Origin of the sequence: Methanosarcina sp. MTP4 (assembly GCF_000970045.1) — an archaeon.
GTDB lineage: Archaea > Halobacteriota > Methanosarcinia > Methanosarcinales > Methanosarcinaceae > MTP4.
Map to the genome: position 1 here is coordinate 2,393,895 of NZ_CP009505.1, position 19,669 is coordinate 2,413,563.

The 19,669-nt window shown below is 43.6% G+C and carries 12 protein-coding genes; 6 read left to right on the plus strand and 6 right to left on the minus strand.

Annotated elements, in window-relative coordinates; all coding sequences use genetic code 11:
* Positions 1-6: 6 nt before the first annotated feature.
* The gene (locus MSMTP_RS09960; RefSeq protein WP_048178913.1) at positions 7-1,197 is read right to left on the minus strand and encodes a tetratricopeptide repeat protein; all 1,191 of its coding nucleotides are present in this window, start codon (positions 1,195-1,197) and stop codon (positions 7-9) included.
* A 317-nt stretch (positions 1,198-1,514) separates the two neighbouring features.
* Between MSMTP_RS09960 and MSMTP_RS09965 the strand changes: the two genes are divergently transcribed.
* On the plus strand, positions 1,515-3,437 hold the full coding sequence (locus tag MSMTP_RS09965; protein WP_082090576.1) for a PAS domain-containing protein: 1,923 nt from the start codon (positions 1,515-1,517) through the stop codon (positions 3,435-3,437).
* Between the two features lie 349 nt (positions 3,438-3,786).
* On the opposite strand, the gene MSMTP_RS19260 is transcribed toward MSMTP_RS09965, so the two are convergent.
* A complete protein-coding gene (locus MSMTP_RS19260) occupies positions 3,787-5,271 on the minus strand; it encodes a hypothetical protein (RefSeq protein ID WP_052718365.1) in 1,485 nt (494 codons plus the stop codon).
* A 767-nt stretch (positions 5,272-6,038) separates the two neighbouring features.
* On the opposite strand from MSMTP_RS19260, the gene MSMTP_RS09980 reads away from it, so the two are divergent.
* Both MSMTP_RS09980 and MSMTP_RS09985 read left to right on the plus strand, forming a co-directional pair.
* Positions 6,039-6,926, plus strand: a complete 888-nt coding sequence (locus tag MSMTP_RS09980) for a DUF1638 domain-containing protein (protein ID WP_048178915.1) — start codon at positions 6,039-6,041, stop codon at positions 6,924-6,926.
* Between the two features lie 182 nt (positions 6,927-7,108).
* Positions 7,109-7,546 carry a CoA-binding protein gene (locus tag MSMTP_RS09985; protein ID WP_048178917.1) on the plus strand — a complete coding sequence of 146 codons (438 nt, stop codon included), beginning with the start codon at positions 7,109-7,111 and terminating at the stop codon, positions 7,544-7,546.
* 134 nt (positions 7,547-7,680) lie between these two features.
* Here MSMTP_RS09985 and MSMTP_RS18010 read toward each other — a convergent pair whose 3' ends face one another.
* Entirely contained in the window at positions 7,681-10,905 is a 3,225-nt protein-coding gene (locus MSMTP_RS18010; protein WP_052718366.1) for a tetratricopeptide repeat protein, read from the minus strand.
* A 105-nt stretch (positions 10,906-11,010) separates the two neighbouring features.
* Entirely contained in the window at positions 11,011-11,139 is a 129-nt protein-coding gene (locus MSMTP_RS20200; RefSeq protein ID WP_255350968.1) for a hypothetical protein, read from the minus strand.
* Between the two features lie 1,647 nt (positions 11,140-12,786).
* On the opposite strand from MSMTP_RS20200, the gene MSMTP_RS10000 reads away from it, so the two are divergent.
* On the plus strand, positions 12,787-13,203 hold the full coding sequence (locus MSMTP_RS10000; RefSeq protein WP_048178918.1) for a ubiquinol-cytochrome c reductase iron-sulfur subunit: 417 nt from the start codon (positions 12,787-12,789) through the stop codon (positions 13,201-13,203).
* Between the two features lie 167 nt (positions 13,204-13,370).
* Here MSMTP_RS10000 and MSMTP_RS10005 read toward each other — a convergent pair whose 3' ends face one another.
* Positions 13,371-14,915, minus strand: coding sequence for a tetratricopeptide repeat protein (locus MSMTP_RS10005; RefSeq protein WP_082090577.1), 1,545 nt, complete (start codon positions 14,913-14,915; stop codon positions 13,371-13,373).
* Positions 14,916-15,315: 400 nt separating this feature from the next.
* Here MSMTP_RS10005 and MSMTP_RS10010 point away from each other — a divergent pair, with 400 nt between their 5' ends.
* Complete coding sequence (locus MSMTP_RS10010) at positions 15,316-16,620, plus strand: ISNCY family transposase (RefSeq protein WP_048177293.1); 1,305 nt, start codon at positions 15,316-15,318, stop codon at positions 16,618-16,620.
* A gap of 357 nt (positions 16,621-16,977) precedes the next feature.
* Here the strand turns inward: MSMTP_RS10010 and MSMTP_RS10015 are convergent, their stop codons facing one another.
* Entirely contained in the window at positions 16,978-17,934 is a 957-nt protein-coding gene (locus MSMTP_RS10015; RefSeq protein ID WP_048178920.1) for a carbohydrate kinase, read from the minus strand.
* Between the two features lie 147 nt (positions 17,935-18,081).
* Here MSMTP_RS10015 and MSMTP_RS10020 point away from each other — a divergent pair, with 147 nt between their 5' ends.
* Positions 18,082-19,467 (plus strand): MATE family efflux transporter, encoded by a 1,386-nt coding sequence (locus MSMTP_RS10020; RefSeq protein ID WP_369799635.1) that lies wholly within the window; start codon positions 18,082-18,084, stop codon positions 19,465-19,467.
* Positions 19,468-19,669: the final 202 nt, after the last annotated feature.

The following is a 19,669-nucleotide window of genomic DNA, read 5'->3' on the forward strand; positions in this document are numbered from 1 at the left end:
CACATTTTATCTATCCTGCTTTATTTTTCGAATTTTATCGCGGGCTTTTCCCGCCTTTTCCGGTTCCCTGGCGCTTTCCCACAAATCCGCTGAGATTTTGAACGCATTTTCCGCCCCCCGGCCATTCCCAAGGTCCAGAAAAACACAGCCTTTCTCATACCAGGCTGCGGCGTAACCGGGTTTCAACCGGGTTGCCTTTTCAAAAGCATGAAGGGCTTCTTTCCCGCTCCCCATTTCAAACAGGACTTTACCTCTCAGGTACCAGGCTTCAGCGTTGTCAGGTGTTCTTTTGAGAGCATTTTCAAAAGCTTCCCTGGCTTTTTCCTGCTCCCCGAGCTTCAAATTGAGCTTTCCCTTTTCAAACAGGGCTGTGGTGCTTTCGGGATTTGCTTCCAGGGCCTGTTCGTATGTTTCAAGGGCTTTTCTGGAGCGTCGGATCTGCACCAGCATGGCATCTTTCCCATTCCAGGCATTTTTCTGGACCGGGTTCAGGTTAAGGGATTTTTCGAACGCTTCGAGTGCCGCCTGAAAACGTTCAAGTTTTACGAGTACGGCTCCCTTATTTGCCCAGGTTGCGGCGTGGTCAGGGTTGAGTTTCAGGGCTGTCTCGAAAGTCGTCAGGGCTTCTTCATAGCGTTTGAGCTTCAGCAGGGCAACCCCTTTATAAAACAAGGTCCCGAAATGCCCCGGTTTTCCGGCAAGCACCCTGTCGAACGCTCCCAGCGCCATTTTTAGCCGGCCCTGCTTGTAAAGTGTCACCCCCTCTTCATACAGGGCTTCGGGACTTTTACAGCCCTCTGCTCCGGCCTCCCCGGCCTTCCCGGTATCCCTTTGACCGCCGCCTTCCGCGAGGTATTTGAATCCCGTATCTTCCCCATCCTTGCCGAAGGCTGGCCGGACATCGGTGTAGACAAACTCCGGTTTCGGCACGAAAGCCTTGCAGATGCCGCCAGGTTCCGGACTCCTGCTTGTAACGACACAGTACCCGTCCACGTATTTCGAACAGGTCCCGCAGCAGTAAACGCGCCTTTCCAGCCGGTAGCGGATCTGGTCAAGTTCGGTGGTCACGAGGCCCTGGTTCAACCGGGTCTTGAAGGTCTCGTAGGGGATGTCCTTGATTTTGATGTAAACAGTTGCAGGTGCCGGAGGATCCCATTTAGGGGGATTTTCGGTTCCACTTTTGTTTTTGTGTTTCATGGTTTGATGGGAGGTTTTTAGGCAATTTATCTAATAAAGATAATCCCAGGTCAGGGAGGAACTCAAATTTGAAAGTAGTAAAATTTAAAATAATATATTTATGGTTCTATATGTTTATTTGAGAATCCTTTACCATGAAAGTTAATAAGAAACATAGTTTCGGGACAATTTTCCGGTTTGGATAGGATGAAAAAGTAATTCTTGAACATCCGAACCGGTCTTGATGAGGAAACTGGAATTGAGTCGGAAACCACTTCGAAAGATTATTTAAACTATAAAAAACTTATAAAGTGTGAAGCAGGAGGAAGTTTGACAGTATGGATGAAGTAGAAATGGAACTCTTTTTAAAATCCCAGTATCCCGAACTTCCTGAGGGAGAAAAACTGCCATTCTCCGACAATAGTCTTGCACAAAGCCTGAAAAGGGAAGAAAATTACCGGTTTTTTGCTGAAAAGACCGGTAGAATGTTCTTTGATGCCGATATTGAAAAAATGGAGATTGAGTGGGCAGGAGCAATAAAGGACCTTACAGGGTGCGACGCGGAAGAATTCAAGCAAATCGACCTGGACGCCTTCAAAGAGCTTTTGCATCCCGAAGATAGAGAACGGGTCAGTCGGATTATAGATTCTTCCCTTGAAACAGGGGAGGTAATCGATGAAGAATACAGGTTGCGCAGGAAAAACGGGAGCTATGTTAATCTGGAAACAAATGTAATTTTTCAAAAAGACGAAGGGGGACGCCCTTACAGGGCGCTTGGAGTATTAAAGGATATAACGGAAAAAGTACTTTCCAGGCAAAAACTGGAGAGAATCGAAGAAAAGTTCCTCTACGTCGCCAAACAGACAGGGCAATTGATCTTTGACATTGATACGAAGACAGATAAAATTGAATGGGCAGGAGCAATCGAGGAAATTACCGGCTTCGCCCCCGGAGAATTAAGCAAAGTCGACCTGCCTGCCCTCAGAAACCTTATCCATCCCGAAGAAATAGATAAAGTATGGAGCGCCCTGGAACATTCCCTGAAGACCGGGGAGAAATTCTACCAGGAATTCTGGGCCAGGAAAAAAAATGGCAGCTATATGTACGTGGAAAACAGTTCGATATTCCTGAAAGATGAAAAAGGAAAAGTATACCGGGCTCTCGGCGTGATGAAAGACATTACGGAAAAGAAGCAAAGCCGGGAAAAACTGGAAAAAAGTGAAGAACGCCTCCGCACGTATATGCAAAACTTTAAGGGGATCGGTTTCCAGCTTGACCGGAACTTTATTCCTGTGATGATGCAAGGAGCTGTGAAGGAAATTCTCAGCTACTCCCCGGAAGAAATTCTTTGCGGAAAAATCAAGTGTCTTGACCTCGTTGATCCTGAAGACAGGAGTCAATTCCTTGCGAACCAGAAAGAACTGATAGAGTACCCCAAAAAAGTAATAGAGCATGAATACAGGGTCCTGCGCAGGGACGGAATGAAGAAGTGGGTCCATGAAGTAATCCAGAATATTCGTGATTCTGAGGGAGAAACCTGGCTATTCCAGGGGTTTATTCATGACATCACCGATAAAAAGCTCGCAGAGGAAACCGTAAAGCGAGCCGAAGAAACCCGTAAAAAAGAAATCCACCACCGCATCAAAAACAACCTGCAGGTTATCTCCTCCCTTCTGGACCTTGAAGCCGAAAAATTCACCAGCCGGGAAGTTGTCGAAGCCTTCCGCGAAAGCCAGAACCGGATAATTTCCATGTCCATGATTCACGAGGAACTGTACAGGTCCGGAGACGTGGAAACCTTTGATTTCACGGCATACATTCAGAAACTTACGGTAGAACTCTTCCGCTCCTATAAACTGGAAAGCGCTGAAATCAGCCTTCAAATGGATTTAGAGGAAGGTGTTTACCTGTATATGGACACCGCAATCCCGCTGGGAATCATCATTAACGAAATTATATCCAATTCCCTTAAACACGCATTTCCCGATGGAAGAAAAGGGGAAATCCGGATCAAACTCTACAAAACGGAAAATCCTGCAGAAAATCTTGAAGAAAATCCCGAAAGCTGCAAAAATTCCCGGTTCACGCTTCTCATCTCGGATAACGGTTCAGGCCTTCCGGAAAACATCGATTTCGATAACCTGGATACCCTCGGCTTACAGCTTGTAAACACCCTGGTGAACCAGATAGAAGGGGAAATCGAGATTGGGAGAAACGGGGGAACAGAATTCAGGATCAGGTTCGGAAAAATGGATGGTTAAACAGCATTCCGGCCTAATACCAGGTCGATGTCGGGTTAATGTCGGGTTAATGTCGGGTTAATGTCGGGTTAATGTCGGGTTGATTCCGGCTCCGTTAATGTTACTTATTTTACTGATTTGAAGCTTTACTGGTTTAAAGCAAAGTTTTTGATAAGCCGCCAGGAAGTCACTCCTGATTTTACCACTAATCAATTAGTGTATGGTAAAGTAAGTTACTCGCAAGTACACTAAATAGCCTGTAACGTACGTCAGATACCTGAGAACATACATCAGATACCCGATAACATACGTCAAATGTCCGGAAATATACACATCAAATGCTCGATAACCGGGGCATTAACCTACCCTTTTACGCATCATTAGAGGACATTGAACTGTTTTCCGCAGAAACAACGTAGTTGAAATTCAACCACTCGCTTTTGTCACTTTCCTGGTCCGCCGCGTCAACAGCCCAGACGCGCCACCGCCCCTTTTCTGCATCGGGGAATTCAAAGGTGTAGATAGTTTCGTTTATGTCGGAGACTATCCAGGGCTCTTTAAAGTCCGAAAGCCACGTACCGGTTTCGTTTGAGTAGTAATCGATCTCTACCGCATAACTCGCTGCATCCGGAACAGCCTCCCACTCAAGTGTTGTCAGTCGCGGGGAATGATTGAATACCGTTCCGTCAGCAGGGTAAAGTTGTTTTGGAATTGAGATCGACTGAGTTGACTCAGAGGAAGTTGAGTTAGATGACGAGGAATCCAAGGAAGTGGAATCCGAGGAATTAGAGTCCGAAGATGTAGAATCTAAAGATGTAGAATCTAAAGATGTGGAATCCGAGGAATTAGAGTCCGAAGATGTGGAATCCGAAGATGTGGAATCTGAAGATGTGGAATCCGATGAAGTGGAATCCGAGGATGAAAGTCCTGAGGATGTGGAATCCGATGAAGAGTCAGAGGAAGTTGAGCCCGACGATGAGGAGCCTTCCACAATTGAGCCAGACGGTGAAGAACCTTCCACAAACACGACTTTGGTAGCTTCGACACTTCCTGCTTCGTTTGTGGCTATCAGGGTGTAATCGGTGGTTTCATTGGGGAACACATGCTGGCTACCATTTAAACCTACAGTTCCGATGTCGGGTTCTATGAAAACTTTTTCAGCACTGGAAACCTGCCAGACTAAATTGGAACTATTTCCTGTCCCGATAACGTCCGAATCGGCATTGAAAGAATCGATGGAAGGCAACTTATTTTCAACTGAAATAAGACAGGAAGCTATCTCTTCCTGGTCCCCACTCGAAGCTTTAAGCTGGTAAGTGGTGGTTTCAGCAGGGGACACGGAAACTGTCCCGACGGGATCTACGCTTCCGATATCTGGTTCTATAGTAACGTTCTTAGCTCCGGAGACATCCCATTTTAAAACGGGACTATTTCCTTCCCCGACAAGGTCCGTTTCCGCATCAAAGGAATTGATAACCAGAGCTTCCTCTTCAACCGTAACCGTGCAAAAGTCTACTTTTTCATCGTCATCATTCGAAGCTGTAAGCTTATAGGTGGTGGTTTCGGTAGGAGAAACCTCAAATGTCCCCTCCGGGTTTTCAATTCCAATACCAGGCTCTATACTTATATCCGTAGTCCCGGAAACCCCCCAGCTTAAAGTGGAATTTCCTCCAACTTCAATAAGTTCCGGACTTGAATCAAAAGAATCGATTTCAATAGGTGCGGGGGAAAGCAAGGTATTAAAAGCAATAATTATACCCAGAATAGAACCAGTCAATTTTATAATCTCAGGCAATGAATTCCAGGAATTCTTCAGTTTATCCCATAATTCTCTTTCACGGTCTATTCCACTCATAAACAGACTTCCATGTAGTCCACAAAGATCAACAGGTAATAATTCTTTACCGTAACTCGGAAAAAATCAGTCCCATCTTCAGGAAAAAGTTCATTTTTAGTTATTTTATTACCTTCATTTACTATGCCTGGACCCCACAGTAATGTTCGAATTTCGCAATAATGTTTGAAGTCTACGGTATATGCAGGCCACGGACTTAGTATGAATTTTTGTATTTGGCATGAAATATATTCCATAGTTCGATATTATAATATATATAAATTGTGGCACATAATTTCAAAATTTACAAAAACAGTTCCAGAAAGACCGAAAACATTAGCACTTCATTTTGAAAAAATCAGCAGTCGATAAGCATTTCCCATAGCCCATAAAAACCCGAAGCTCTGAACCTCAAGCAGGTCCGGGGAGGGGAGCCGTGGGGATCAACCTGCCGAAAGTCATGGAAAAAGCAGGTATCGAGCTTGAGTTCTGCAACCCTGAAAAAACTGTGTGCGTAGGGATTCTGCTGGTGGAATGAAAAAACTAAAAAGGAAAGATTGGTGGAAAAAGCGGGAATCAAAAAACAGCCGGAAAACTAAAACCGGAAAACTAAAACCGGAAAACTAAAACCGGAAAACTAAAACCGGAAAACTAAAACCGGAAAACTAAAACCGGAAAACTAAAACCGGAAAATTGAAAGCGGAAAGCGGAAATCAAATAATAGCCTAAAAACTAAAAATGGAAAGCGGAAAGCAGAAAGTGAAAAACAGCCGCAAAGAGGTTCTTACATGCCCTTACTGAGTATTATCGCCTGCAGGATATTTGAGGACGAACTTACCCATGTCCTTTCGAGTGATAGGGAACTGGAGCAGTTGATTGTGGTAGAAGGCAGGGATAGTTTTGGGCTGCTCCGGAAACTCAAGTCCGAAAACTGCCTGTATAGAACAGCACCCCTGGACAGGGTCCCCTTTCTCCTGGGAAAAGGGCAAGGCTCTGGTTCCGGCTCCGGTTCCGGCTTCATGTCGCTTGCAAAACCCCTGATCAAGCTTCCTTTTTTCAGGATAATTCACGAAAAGATGAAGCTCAAAGCGGCTCACAGGGTGACGGTGGTCGTAAACCCGCTCAGGCTGGGGCTTCATGACGATCTCGATCTCCTCAAGTCCGAAGTCTACGGAAAGATCCGGGAGATAGCCTCGTTCTCAGACGGAATCCTCATCTTTTACTGCAGTTGCGGAGAAGCCTTTGAAAATCTGGAAGAGGACTTTTCGGGATTTGAATGTCCCGTTTACTGCCTGAAAGACGGAAACGGGGAAATCGTGGCAGACTGCATAAGCGCCGCCATCGGGGGAAACGCCGCCTACGACGAAACCATGTACTCCTGCCGGGGAACTGGCGCCCTCTACTTCACGCCCATGTGGGCTTCGGCCTGGAAAGAGATGGCAGAAGAAAGGAAGAAATCCCGGAATCTCGACGACAGTTTCCTGAAGGACCCGAGGTACTCACGAGTTGTAAAACTCGATACCGGCCTTTCATACGACCCCGATTTCAATAAAAATGTCCAGGACTTTGCCCGCACTTTCAACATGGAAATTGTAGAAATAAAGGGAAGTACGGAACTTGCGGAAAAGTCCTACAAGGCTGCCAAAAAAGGTGTTATCCAGCATACTCTGGAATGATTTTTCCGGAACTCGTTCCAGAACACTTTCCGGAACTCGTTCCAGAACACTTTCCGGAACTCTTTTCCGAACTCTTTCCAAAAATATCTCAAAAGCTCATTCTTTTATCGCTCAGCGGCACATCATCATTTTTATACAAACAAGACGAATATTTATCCAGGAATCAATAGGGGGAATTCACGATGGAACCACAGAAATCAGAACGAGAAAGCTACTGGGACGCCAAAACTTTTGCATTCATCACCGACAAAACAAAACCCGCAATGAAATGGGCCATATCCGAACTCAAAAACCGGGGCAAAAACGTCTACGTCGTGGATCTATCCGACTCCCCTGAACCCGGCTCTTTAATAAGCGTATCAGGCCTGCCCATGGGCATCGACCACGTCGTGATCGGCATAACAAAAACCGAACCTGCAGACCTCATCCCTGTCCTGAAAGGCAAAGGCGTAAAAAAAATCTGGTTCCACTGGAAAACCGAAACCGAAAAAGCCCTTGATGCCTGCAAAAGCCTTGACCTCGAATGCATGACCGAGCACTGTCCCATGATGTACCTGGGAGGCGACTTCAGCATACACGGGGTCCACAGGGCGATTGCGAAGATGACGGGGAAGTATTAAAAAAGGGGGGATTATTCCCTTATTCAGTACCCTTTGAAACCGTTTTCGATTTGCTTTTCGGGTACCGGGGCTCTCACCGGTCAGCTTGCTGACCGGCCTTTTTCGAAGTTGGCGTGAATACAATGAGAATATGTTTACATTTTTCCATAAATTGATATGAGCCTGTATGTAATTTGACCACAGAAAGGATGGTCTGGACCCAGTGTATTTTCGATAATATCAAGAGCTTTTTCGAAAGAATGAATAGCTTCATCATACTTTCCATTTTTATCATAAAAATCTGCTAAATTGACAAGAGATATTGCAACTTCTGGATGTTGCAGACCCAAAATCTTTTCACGAATCTCAAGTGATTGTTCGTAAAGTTGAAGAGCTTTTTCGTATTCCCCCGTCTGATGATAAAATGTAGCGAGATTGTTGAGTGTTCTCACGAAGTCTGGGTGCTCTTTACCCAGTACCTTTTCAATTATTTCAAGTGCCCGATGATAAAGTGGCAGTGCTTTTTCGTACTTTCCCATTTGACGATAAAGTTCTGCTAGGTTGTTTAATGTTATTGAAACTAAAGGGTGTTCTAATCCCAGTACCTTCTCACGAATTTCAAGTGCCTGATTATAAAGTGGGAGCGCTTCTTGGTATTCTTCCCTGCTAGCATGAAGTGCAGCAAGATTGTTTAATGTTGTTGCTGTTTCTTTATGGTTTAATCCTAACGTTTCTTTTTGAATTTCGAGAGCTTCATTATATAAAGAAAATGCTTTCTTGCAATTTCCCATCTGTTGATGAACTAATGCTTGGTCATTTAATGTTATTGCAAATTGTGGATTCTTTTTACCGACTGTATTTTTTAATATCCTAGCATTCTTTTCATAGATCGACAATGCTTCCGAATAATATTTGAGATTTGCATAAAGCCCTGCTAAGCCATTTGAAGCAACGACCACTTCAATATGATCCTCACCCAATATGTTTTTACTAATATCCAACCCTTTTTCAAAAAGAGATATAGACTTTTCATATTCTCCTAATCTTTCATATAACTCTGCTAAATTATTGAATGAACGAGCTAAATCAGGATGTTTATCATCAAAAATTTCTATTCTTATGCTCAGAGATTTTTCATACAGTGAAAGTGCTTGGTCATAAATCCCTTTGTCCATATAAAGCAGTGCTAAATTATCACAAAGTATTGAAATATTTGGATGTTCTGGTCCCAGTACTTTTTCATTGATTTCAAGTGACCGACTATATAGAGGTAGTGCTCTTTCATACTCTCCCATCTGACGATGGAGTTCGGCTAGATTGTTTAGTATTGTCGCAACATACGGGTGTTGTTGCCCCAGTACCTTTTCACGAATTTCGAGTGCCTGCTGATAAAGTGGTAGTGCTTTTTCGTACTCCCCTATCTGATGATACAGTGCAGCGAGATTGTTTAAAGTTTCTGCAAAATTAGAGTGTTGTGGCCCAAGTACCTTTTCCTGAATTTCAAGTGCCTGCTGATAAAGTGGTAGTGCTTTTTCGTACTTTCCCGTTTGACAATAAAGTACACCAAGATTGTCTAGGGTGTGTGCAACAGCCGGATGTTCTAATCCCAGCACTTTTTCAAGAGTTCCAAGTGCTTGTTTATGAAGAGGTAGTGCTTTTTCGTATTCTCCCATCTGGTAATAAAGTGTAGCAAGATTGTTTTGTGTTGCTGCAACAAACTTGTCTTGTGTCCCCTGTACCTTTTCGATTATTTCAAGAGTTCTTTTATATATTGATAGTGATTTTTTATACTCCCCAACGTGACGATAAAGTGTGGCGAGATTGTTTAATGTCGTTGCAACTTCAATGTTTTCTGAACCTTGTTTTGTTTCAAGTATCTTGAGTAACTCTTCATACATTGGAATAATAAGTTGCCAGAATGCAGCTTTGTCAAATGGATCCACGTATCTAATGAACCACTCAAATAATTCTTCAGTTTCAAGTGTTTCTTTTGCATGGTAGAAGGCTTCTGTAAAGGCGGTTTCGTGTTCTGGATTTATGGATTTTATGTCGAGGTCCTTTATCTTGTTGCTGTAAAAGTCAAGCATGAAATTATGGACTTCTTTTTTCAAATCTTGATCTTGGTAAACCTGCAGGCTCTCCCTCATGAGTGGATGCAATTGGAGTTTCCCTTCGGTTTCCTGGACAAAAGAGAATCTATTCAATTCCGAAAATGCTGTGAGAGGATAGCCTGTATTGAAATTATTGATTAATGCTTTGAAAATATCTTGATTCCAGAACCGAGGAGTTGAAAGAACTTTCAGGGTTTCTTTTTCCGGGACACCCAAGTATTTCATAAATCTGTCAAAGATTTCACTTCGAGTTGTGCCAAAATCACTAGGTTTAGGAGAACTGGTCTTTGCGATTTCGGTATATGTGTCAACCGCAAGTTCAAGGTAATAAGGAACGCCTTCGCTGCCTTCAATTATTACCTTTTGAATCTCCTCTTCTTTAATTCCGCAGCGATTCAGAAAATCAAGGGCATCTTCCAGGGGGAGTTTTTCTAGTTTGTATTGTTCAAGATAATTATTCCAGTCCTTATCGGTTTCTTCCCAGCGGAGTTTCTCCCTTCCGCATATTACCCAAAGGGATAATTTTTGCAGGTTTGCTATAAGTTGCCTTATCCATTCATCTCGGGAATTATAACTTCCCTGCCCTCTTTCCTTTTCCCAGAGAGCTTCATAACTGTCTATGAAGATAACTGTCGATTTTGAAGTTTTTTGTAGGTAGTCAGCCAGGTCGTGTGCAAAAAATACAGGAAGCTTTTTTACAATATCCGGTGCTTCCATATCTGGCAGTCTAGCGATGTCATTTTCTCTCTTTAATGACCATTCCTTAAAATGGTCAGGAGCTCTTTCTACAACCTTTTTTATGCTGCTGTAATTTATTGAGAAAAAACCGCCAAATGAATCAAGAAGATCTGTTACAATACTGTCTTCGGAGTATCCATCCTTTGAAAGAGGAGTATATGGATCAACTTTTCGCCGGTAGGCGGCATGTGCGATATCGAATAAGTGGAATTTGACACCACATTTTTGATTCAATTCGTTTTTCAGGATTCCAAGAAATTTATCCATTTGCCTGTGGGACTCTATACTGAAATCAACCGTAGCCCAGATAATACCTGTTTTTTGATCTGGTTCGTTATGTTCATCAAGCTTTTTTGGCAGTTCTTTTCGCAAACTGGTCTTTCCGATTCCGCCTATCCCATAGTAAACCAGAACGCTGTAATTTTTGTTGCCAATATTTTGAAAGGCAGTTTCAAATGCTTCGATGAATTCTTCTCTGTCAACAAATGGTCGATCTTCTTTGCCAGATACAGGTGTAGGACAAACTGCCAATCTTTTCCACCGCCAGAAATGCAGGTTAGATTAAAATTTCCAATATGTGAATATGTTATGAACTTGCATTATATTACACTACCTGAATTCTTTCAATTCAAAAAATCAGAAGTCTTCTTTGTCTAAGACAAGGAAAAGCCCGAGCTTGCGCTCGGTGAAAAACAGGTTTAAGACAGCTATTCCGGCAGCTTCGCTTGAATTAAAAATCAACATCTTCGGCGCCGGTTTACTCAAATATATCCCTTAACTTGAACCGAAAAAAAATAAAAAATTAAAAGTGGAGGGTGTTTTATTGATGAGGAGTGAGTGAGACTCGTTTCGTTTTTGGAAGAAAAGTTTGCGTCCCCATCTTAAAAAAACCTGGAAATTCCGATCGGGTTTTTCGTGGGGGGTCCGAACGGAGAGATATTCCATTTTCTGGGAGAGTTATTGAGGTATTTGGCTCACGGGGGGGTGTGAGGTTCTCTTTTTAATCTTTTTATATTGTAATGTTTTTAGTGGAGTAGGTGTTTGCTAGAAGATATTAAAGAGATGAGAACGCAAGTTATACTAGGACGTCCAGGTATTTATTATTTTTAACACAAAATGTTATTCATATCTAAGTTCTTAGCTAATTGTTCTAACATTTAGGCCAAACACTAACATTATATGATCTTACTAACAGTGAGCTGCCGGCAAAGAGTTGAGATTTATCCCGACGGCTGTACGACCCTGTTTTTCGCACCAATTTCGGTTCTGTATCCACCATAAGAAGGCCTTTGCAGCAGGTAGGGAAAAGGCCCGAGCTTGTGCTCGGTGAAAGCCAGGTGAAAGCCAGGTGAAAACCAGGTTCAGGACAGCTCCGCTTGAATAAAAAATCAGCATCTTCGGCATCGTGTTACTCAAATAGATCCCTTAACTTGAAACGAAAAAAAGAAAAAATTAAAAGTGGAGGGTGTTTTATTGATGAGGAGTGAGTGAGACTTGTTTCGTTTTTGGAAGAAAAGTTTGCGTTCCCATCTGAAAAAACCTGGAAATTCCGATCGGATTTTTATGTGGGGGGTCCGAAAGGAGAGATTTTCCTTTTTCTGGGAAGAGTTATTGAGATTTGGCTCACGGGGGGTGTGAGTTTCTCTTTCTGATCTCTTTATCTTGTGATGTTTTTAGTGGAGTAGGTGTTTGCTAGAAGGTGTTAAAGAGATGAGAACGCAAGTTATACTAGGAGCTCGAGGTATATATTATTTTTAACATAAAATGTTATTAATATCTAAGTTATTAGCTAATTGTTCTAATATATAGACCAGACACTAACATTATATGATCTTACTAACAGTGAGCTAACGGTAAAAAGTTGAGGTTTTTCCAGGCGTATTTGCTTGCAGTAGCCTTGTGATATCTGCTTTTGTACCTGCCCACAGTATTTTTATTATAAAAATGAAATTAATCGAATAAATACCATTTTTTTCCTCAACCTCGAAAACAAAAACAATTTATGATAGGTTCTGATAGGTTATTTTTCTGTACAAATAGAAACCTGTACACAATTATGACGCTCAAGTATATAAATATACACAACATTTCACTGTTTGGTTATAATTTATGGAGTTAGAAGACATTAATAACTAAGTACAGAACGCCAGCGCAGAAGAACTCAAAGCCTTTGGCTTCCTCAGCCAGTGGATGATGGAAAATGTACCCAAGTACTGCAACTGCCCCTCAAAGTGCTCCGAAAACTGCGAGCTTGCAAAAGCCCTCGGAGGAGCCCTGCAGGCTGCCAGGCAGAGACTGAGCGCTGAATAAGCAAGCAAGGCAAAAAAGAAGAATCAGCGTCAAAAGAACCGATGGAATCCTTCGGGATTCTGCCGCTTCTTCATTCTATATATCTATAAATCCGGTGGTCATATGAAAAGCAAAGGATTTTTCCAATCGATAACTGCTACTTTAAAATACGTAAACCAGGAACCTGAAATAAGCTCAGGTGCCTATTCGATAAACGGGAATAAAATTGAGGTTTCTTTAGACCGTGTTCCTGAACTGGAAAGCGTGGGAAATGCGGCAAGCATAATGGATGACAGCCTGCCAGACTCGATAATCATTGCCAGGCCGGAAAAAGACAAATACGTGGTTGCCTCAAGCAAATGCGCACACAGGGGCAGGGCACTTGCATACGAACATGACAAAAAAGTGTTCAGGTGCTCATCTCTCGGGCATTCGGAATTTAACCTTGACGGGTCAAGGACAAAAGGACCCGCTGGCAAAGGAATAAATATGTACGGATATTCGATTGACGGGGATAAAATGACGATAGAACTGGATTGATTTCGACAGTGCTTGATTTCAGTCTATTTCCCCTAAGTTTGCTGTGTGGTTCTCTAAGCGAAGCTGATATTTAACAGGTTTAAGACAGCTATTCCGGTTGCTTCGTTCTTAGTTCGGAACTTCAAAAGGCTCGAAGATTTGAGGTTCAGTTTTTCTCAAGAACCCTTTCATTCCGCATGCTCGACCCTCTCCATTTTCTCATAAAGCGCCAGCAGGTTATTCCTCGTGATCTTGAAATAGGGATGGTCAAGCCCGAGTTCCTTTTCAATGATCCCGAGCGCTCGCTCGTACATCTCGATTGCGGTTTCGTATTCGCCCATGCTTTCGTGGAGGCCTGCGAGGTTGTTCAGAGTTGTGCCTACGTCCATGTGTTCGGAGCCAAGGGTTTTTTCGGTGATCTTGAGGGCTCGGGTGTAGAGGGGGAGGGCTTTTTTGTGTTCGCCCATCTGGCGGTAGAGTTCGGCAAGGTTGTTCAGGGTCTTGGCAACTTCGGGGTGCTCTTCGCCAAGAAGCTTTTCCCGGATGGCAAGGCTCTTTTCGTAGAGTTCCAGGGCTTCTTTGCACCTTCGCTTCCGGACATAGACGCCTGCCAGGTTGTTCAGGGTGTTGGCATAGCCCATGTGCTCGGTTTTTCCGAGCTTCTCGAAGATTTCCAGGGATCGGGTGTAGAGGGCGAGGGCTTTTTCAGGGCTGCCCGTATTGTAGTAGAGCAGGCCCAGGTTGTTAAGGGTCTGGGCTACCTGGGGGTGGTCGGGGCTGAGGGACATTTCCTGGAGTTTAAGGGCTCTTCCGTAGATTTCCTCTGCCTCGTCCATCCGGTCCATCTCCTCCGAGAGCAGGACGCCCAGGTTGTTCAGGGTGCCTGCAGTGTAGGCCTGGAATTTTACGTTTTCCGGGGAGGCTTTCCGGAGTGTTTCGAGGTGATCTAGGGCCCGGCGATAAAGCTCTTCGGCTTTTTCAGGCTCTTCCGTGGCCCTGTAGAAAAACGCCATCCTGTTCAGGGTCCTGACAGTTTCCAGGTTCCCGGGGTGTTCGGGGTTTTCGAGGTGCTCGAGCTCGAAGACTTTTTCATGGATTTCAAGGGCTCGTTCATAGAGGGGGAGAGCTTTGTCTTTTTTGTCCATGAAAAAATAGAGGACTGCAAGGTCACAGAGGGTGTTTCCGGTCTCAAGGCTATCCGGCCCGGGTTCCTTTTCCCGGATGGTGAGAGCCCGGGTGTAGAGGGGAAGAGCTTCCTCATACTTTCCCAGATACCTGTATATCCCCGCAAGGCCGTTCAGGGCTGCTGCCGTTACCGGGTGCTCGGGCCCGAGCTTCTCTTCGGCAATATCCAGGACCTGTTCGTACATCGGGGAGAGCAATCTCCAGGAAGCTGAGCGGTAGAAGGGCTCGGAATACCGGGTGAACCAGTTGACCAGGTCTTCGGGGCCGAGTTCCTCCTTTGCACGCCTGAAAGCTCTTTTCAGGACGGTTTCGTCTTCAGGGGTGATCAGTTCGGGGTCCAGGTCTTTTAACTGGCTGCTGTACTCTTCAAGGCTCTTCAATTCCTCTTTCGCTTCTATTCCCCTGACTTTCACTCTCACTTTTTTCTTCCCAAGCTTCTTCTCTTCCCTCTCCCCTCTTTCTTTTGCTTCCCCCATCTCAGCAGCTTCCTTTTTTACTTCCCTTTCAGCTGATTCTTCTTTTCCCGTGCTTTCCGTTGAATCATTCATGAATTAGCCCCTCCTGAACAAAAAAAAACTAATATTGTAACCTTTAGTGTAAATATTTCTGAGTGATCCTATATTACAGTATCACGGTCAAAATTTTTCAAATAAATCTGAAACATGGCAACCACCGAGTTTCAGACCCCATGCTCACCACGCTCGCCTCAGGCGAGCGGCCTTTGCTGTTGTAAAATGATGAAAAAGACCCATTAGAATAAGTGATTTCAAAAGATGTTGATGTAACTGTGAAGAAAGGGGAAAATAATTTCAGGTACGAAGTTCGGATTTCTGGCGTGAGAATATGCTGGGTCCGACTCAGTTCCAAAATCCAGTGATAAAAGTAAGTGTAACACCATTACATAAAATTTATAATTAGTTGATTATGTAATGATGTTACGGCAAAAACATGGTGACAATATACCTTAACCTTAATAACTTTTCTGAGCTTCCTACTCTTTTGGACATTTTTGGCAATTATGACAACGATTATGAATATACTGCAGAAGGAATTTTTCGTAAAAAGACTTCTCCATCATGTCCTAAATGCAACATTCCTATGGTTCATAATGGTTACAACACATACACCAAAAAAGGGCTTGGAGACGTCAAAATCGGCAAATATAAGTGTTCAAATTGTAACTGCACACTTGAAGAAAATCGTAGTTTCTGGGAAGAGATTAAGTCTGTTCTTTTTGATTCATTTAACGATTTTTTTCAACTACTCAGATATCATAATGTCTCACATAAAGGAATTTCTTCCATTATGGATTTCATATATCCAAGATCAAAAAGCACTATTCTCAGAGAATTCAACAAAAATATGGATCAAGAGAAGGTTCCAAATGTAGAATATGTATACATGGTACACTATGACGAACAGCATCCAAAGGAAGGACGTTGTCAAAAATATCGTTTAACCTTACTTGATGCAAAAACTCAAAGACCATTAGCTGATGAGCTTTTTGATGATAAAAATTCAGAAACAATCAAAAATTTCCTTAAAAAGCATCTGGATACTTCTAAACCTGTGTTCATAGTTACGGATTTTGACAATACTTATCCTGGAGTTTTAAAGGAAGTTTTTGGAGATAAGTTAGTACATCAGTATTGTTTGATGCACTTAAACAAGCTTATAGTTCATGATTTTCCACGGAAAACGTCTATTGAGCAGGAATTATTGAAATATAAAATGTTGAACATATTTTATAATCGAGAAAAGGAGATCGATTTTCTGGAAAAACTTCTACCTGAGGAACTTAATTTAAGCGGTGACGAAAAACAGTACGTAGAATGGATTAAAACGGCAAAAAAGCAATTTAATAAGTATAGACATGGATTAAAACTTGAAAGGCGAAGAAAAAAAGAAAATCTCACACATCATTGCCTTGAAAAGGCAAGAACAAATTTTGAAGATTTGATGAGAAATATAAGAACATACGATGAAGGTATCCAAAAACGACTGTGGATGATCAATAGTCATTGGTTAAATCTTACTGTGTTTCATTATCTTCCTGGATCTCCAGCAACGAACAATCCAATAGAAAGCTATTTTTCAAAAAGTCTTAAAACAGATAGCAAAAAGCAGTTTAGAACTGATACTGGAATTGAAAACCAGATTAAACTCGCTAAGATGAAAAGAGCGGGAATGATAACAAAACCAGACAAATCACTTTTGGAGTTATTTAGAACATTTACACCTTTCAAGGTATAGTGAACGATTCTAAGATAAAAATTTCTTATCAAAATAGCGGAGCGTATCGATTTATCTCTCGGATAAATTTAATCTATATATGATAATTATTTGAAAATTTAAAAAAATTGAACTCAAGGTGGAACTAAAAGATGAAGTTAACATACTGATGCATTTAGTTTTGAGGAAAGTCGTGATTCAGTGAAAGAAATAATGAAAATCACTGGATTATGGAATTGTGTCCTGGGTCCCTAAAGTTAATTTTTTTCTTTGCCCCTTCTTCTTTCTTTTTTAACTTGGTAAAGGCCGCAAAGCTAAGCTTAGCGTGGGCTGCTGTCGGGGTTGAGAAATCAATGGTTGCTCTGGGTTTCGATCTTTTTAATGCTTGATCCCTCCCAGTTTCTCGATTATTTCATTCGAATATTCGGGCACTGAACCGGGTTTTGATGCTACGTAAGTCCCGATGACGCAGGCAAATGAAGCAGCATCCGAAACGTTGCAGCCCAAAAAGTAAGCATAAAGGAAACCTGCGGAAAAAGCATCCCCTGCTCCTACGGTGTCGGCTACTTCTATGGATGTTGTTTTGATTTCTTCATAGTCACCGCAATTGTTTTCATTATGGAAAACCGCTGCTCCCCCGGCTCCTTTAGTTATACAGATGAGTGTGATACCGGGGTATTTTTCAACCAGCAGGCTGCAGAGTTCCTTACCGGCATGGTTTTTATTAAAAAGCAGCCCGGAAATTATGGTGGCTTCCTCCGAGTTCATTTTCACGATATCAGCAAATGCCAGGGAAGTTTCGATCCACTCTTTTTCGTAGAAACCGGGCCTCAGGTTTACATCATAGAAGAGGTGCTTTGCCCTGATTACCGGAAGCAGCCGCCAAAGCGTTTTTATGTTTACTTCCGAGCGCTGGGCAAGGGTCCCGAAGCAGAAAACGTCCCATTCTTCTGCAACAAGGACATCCGTTTTTTCGGAGTCAAGCTTGATTGCGTCCCAGGCTACGTTTTCGTGAATCTTGAAGTTTGGAATTCCCTCGTCATTCAGTTCTACAGAAACGGTTCCGGTGGGCCTTCTTTCATCGACAAAGATGTATGAGGTATCAATTCCGAGTTGCTTCGCTTTGTTCAGGAGTTCGGTCCCCAGTTCATCTTTCCCTACGGCTGAAATCACGGCGGTTTTTGTTCCCGTTTTTGCTTCCGTTTTTGCTCCCCTCGTTTCTCCCAGTTTTGCGAGGTGGGCGGCAAGATTTAAGGGAGCGCCGCCGAGGTGAGCTGAGCCATTGATGATGTCGAAGAGGATTTCCCCAAAGGTGAGGGCTTTAATGGCTTTCATTTATCTCTCTTTCATCTCCTTCACTTTTTATCTTTATTTAATTACGAAATGGCTTTATACTTTCCTGCTTAGGGGAGTCCCTGTAAATTTTCATTTAAAATGGTCGCAATTCACTGATAACAGCACTGATAACAGGAGATTACAAGTATACACGAACGAAGCAAATTCCTGGGCACGGAAAAAATAAGCAGCCTCCTCTTCAAGCTCTCGGCTCCCTCAATCCTCGGGATGCTCGTCTACGCCCTGTATAATATAGTGGACACGGTCTTCGTCGGACAGGCCCTTGGCGAAGAAAGCGTCCAGGGCATCGGCGGGCTTGCGATTGCTTTTCCTATCCAGATGCTGGCTCTGGGAATCGGAATCGGGCTAGGGGTAGGAGGTGCGTCCGTAATTTCCAGGGCGCTCGGGGCAAAAGAGCTCAATAAAGCCGAAAAAACTCTCGGGACCGCCTTTTCCCTTGCCATTTTCCTGGGGCTTGCCTACACGGCAGTCGGGCTGTACTTCCTTGACCCTCTGCTGGAACTCTTCGGGGCAACCGAGGGGATCATGCCCTATGCCAGGGACTACCTTGAAATAACCCTGGCAGGCTCGGTCGTTTTTACTCTTGGAATTGCTGCCGAAGACCTGGTGAGGGCTGAGGGCAATGCCCGCTACGCCATGTTTGGAATGCTCCTCGGCGCCGGCCTGAACATCCTCCTTGACCCGGTCTTCATTTTCGGTTTCGGGATGGGAGTAAAGGGAGCTGCGATTGCAACCGTGATAGCCCAGTTTGTGTCCATGACTTTTTTGCTGCGTTATTTCCTTGCAGGCAAAGGCTCCGTGCCCTTCAAAATCAGGATGCTTAAAACCGACCCCGGAATAAGCAGGGAAATGCTTGCCATCGGGATAAGTCCCCTGATTATCGAAGCCTCCAACAGCGTCATGATGATTTTCGTAAACAACGCCCTTGGGACTTACGGAGGGGACGTCTCGATCGCCGCTTTCGGGATCATCCACCGCCTGATCATGTTCATCTTCCTCCCCATGCTCGGAATATCTTTTGGCTTGCAGCCGATCATAGGCTACAATTACGGGGCAAAACAGTTTTCGCGGGTGGTCGAGTCCGTGAAGGTCGCCCTGAAACTGAGCACCCTCCTTTCCCTGGCAGGTTTCCTGCTTTTCTTCCTTTTCCCTGAGCAGATCCTCTCCATCTTCAGCCCTGATGCCGAACTGGCGGCTGTCGGGACCAATGCCATGAGGATCGTCGTGCTGGTCCTGCCCTTCATAAGCTTCCAGGTCATCGGGACCACCGTTTTCCAGGCGCTCGGGATGCCAAAGCCCGCTTTCATCCTTTCACTGGCAAGGCAGTTGCTTTTTCTGCTCCCGCTTGTGCTGGTGCTGCCGAAGTTTTACGGGTTGAACGGGGTCTGGGCAGCGTTTCCGATTTCGGATTTTATGGCGTTCGGGCTGGCGGTTGGGTTGTTGTGGTGGGAGTACCGGAGGTTTGGGAGTGAAGAAAAAGAAGAAGGGGTTGAGGTTTGGAGTGAGGGATAATGACTTCTTTTCGTCATACACTTTGAGTAGAGTATTATTGAACCTTAACTCCGTCATTTTTAGGGAATAAGTATATCTTAATCATAAATTTCCAGAATCAGCCATCTCTAATATATATAGCCCTACTTTTTTTCACTTTCACTACTTAGGGTCATATAATCATTCAGGATGATAATTGTAAGATATCTCTTGGCTTGGAATA

Coding starts and splice junctions, on each gene's coding strand:
- MSMTP_RS09960 (WP_048178913.1), bottom strand. CDS start 1,197: ATGAAACACAAAAACAAAAGTGGAACCGAAAATCCCCCTAAATGGGAT.
- MSMTP_RS09985 (WP_048178917.1), top strand. CDS start 7,109: ATGGAACCACAGAAATCAGAACGAGAAAGCTACTGGGACGCCAAAACT.
- MSMTP_RS09965 (WP_082090576.1), top strand. CDS start 1,515: ATGGATGAAGTAGAAATGGAACTCTTTTTAAAATCCCAGTATCCCGAA.
- MSMTP_RS10005 (WP_082090577.1), bottom strand. CDS start 14,915: ATGAATGATTCAACGGAAAGCACGGGAAAAGAAGAATCAGCTGAAAGG.
- MSMTP_RS19260 (WP_052718365.1), bottom strand. CDS start 5,271: ATGAGTGGAATAGACCGTGAAAGAGAATTATGGGATAAACTGAAGAAT.
- MSMTP_RS10015 (WP_048178920.1), bottom strand. CDS start 17,934: ATGAAAGCCATTAAAGCCCTCACCTTTGGGGAAATCCTCTTCGACATC.
- MSMTP_RS10010 (WP_048177293.1), top strand. CDS start 15,316: ATGGTGACAATATACCTTAACCTTAATAACTTTTCTGAGCTTCCTACT.
- MSMTP_RS10000 (WP_048178918.1), top strand. CDS start 12,787: ATGAAAAGCAAAGGATTTTTCCAATCGATAACTGCTACTTTAAAATAC.
- MSMTP_RS09980 (WP_048178915.1), top strand. CDS start 6,039: ATGCCCTTACTGAGTATTATCGCCTGCAGGATATTTGAGGACGAACTT.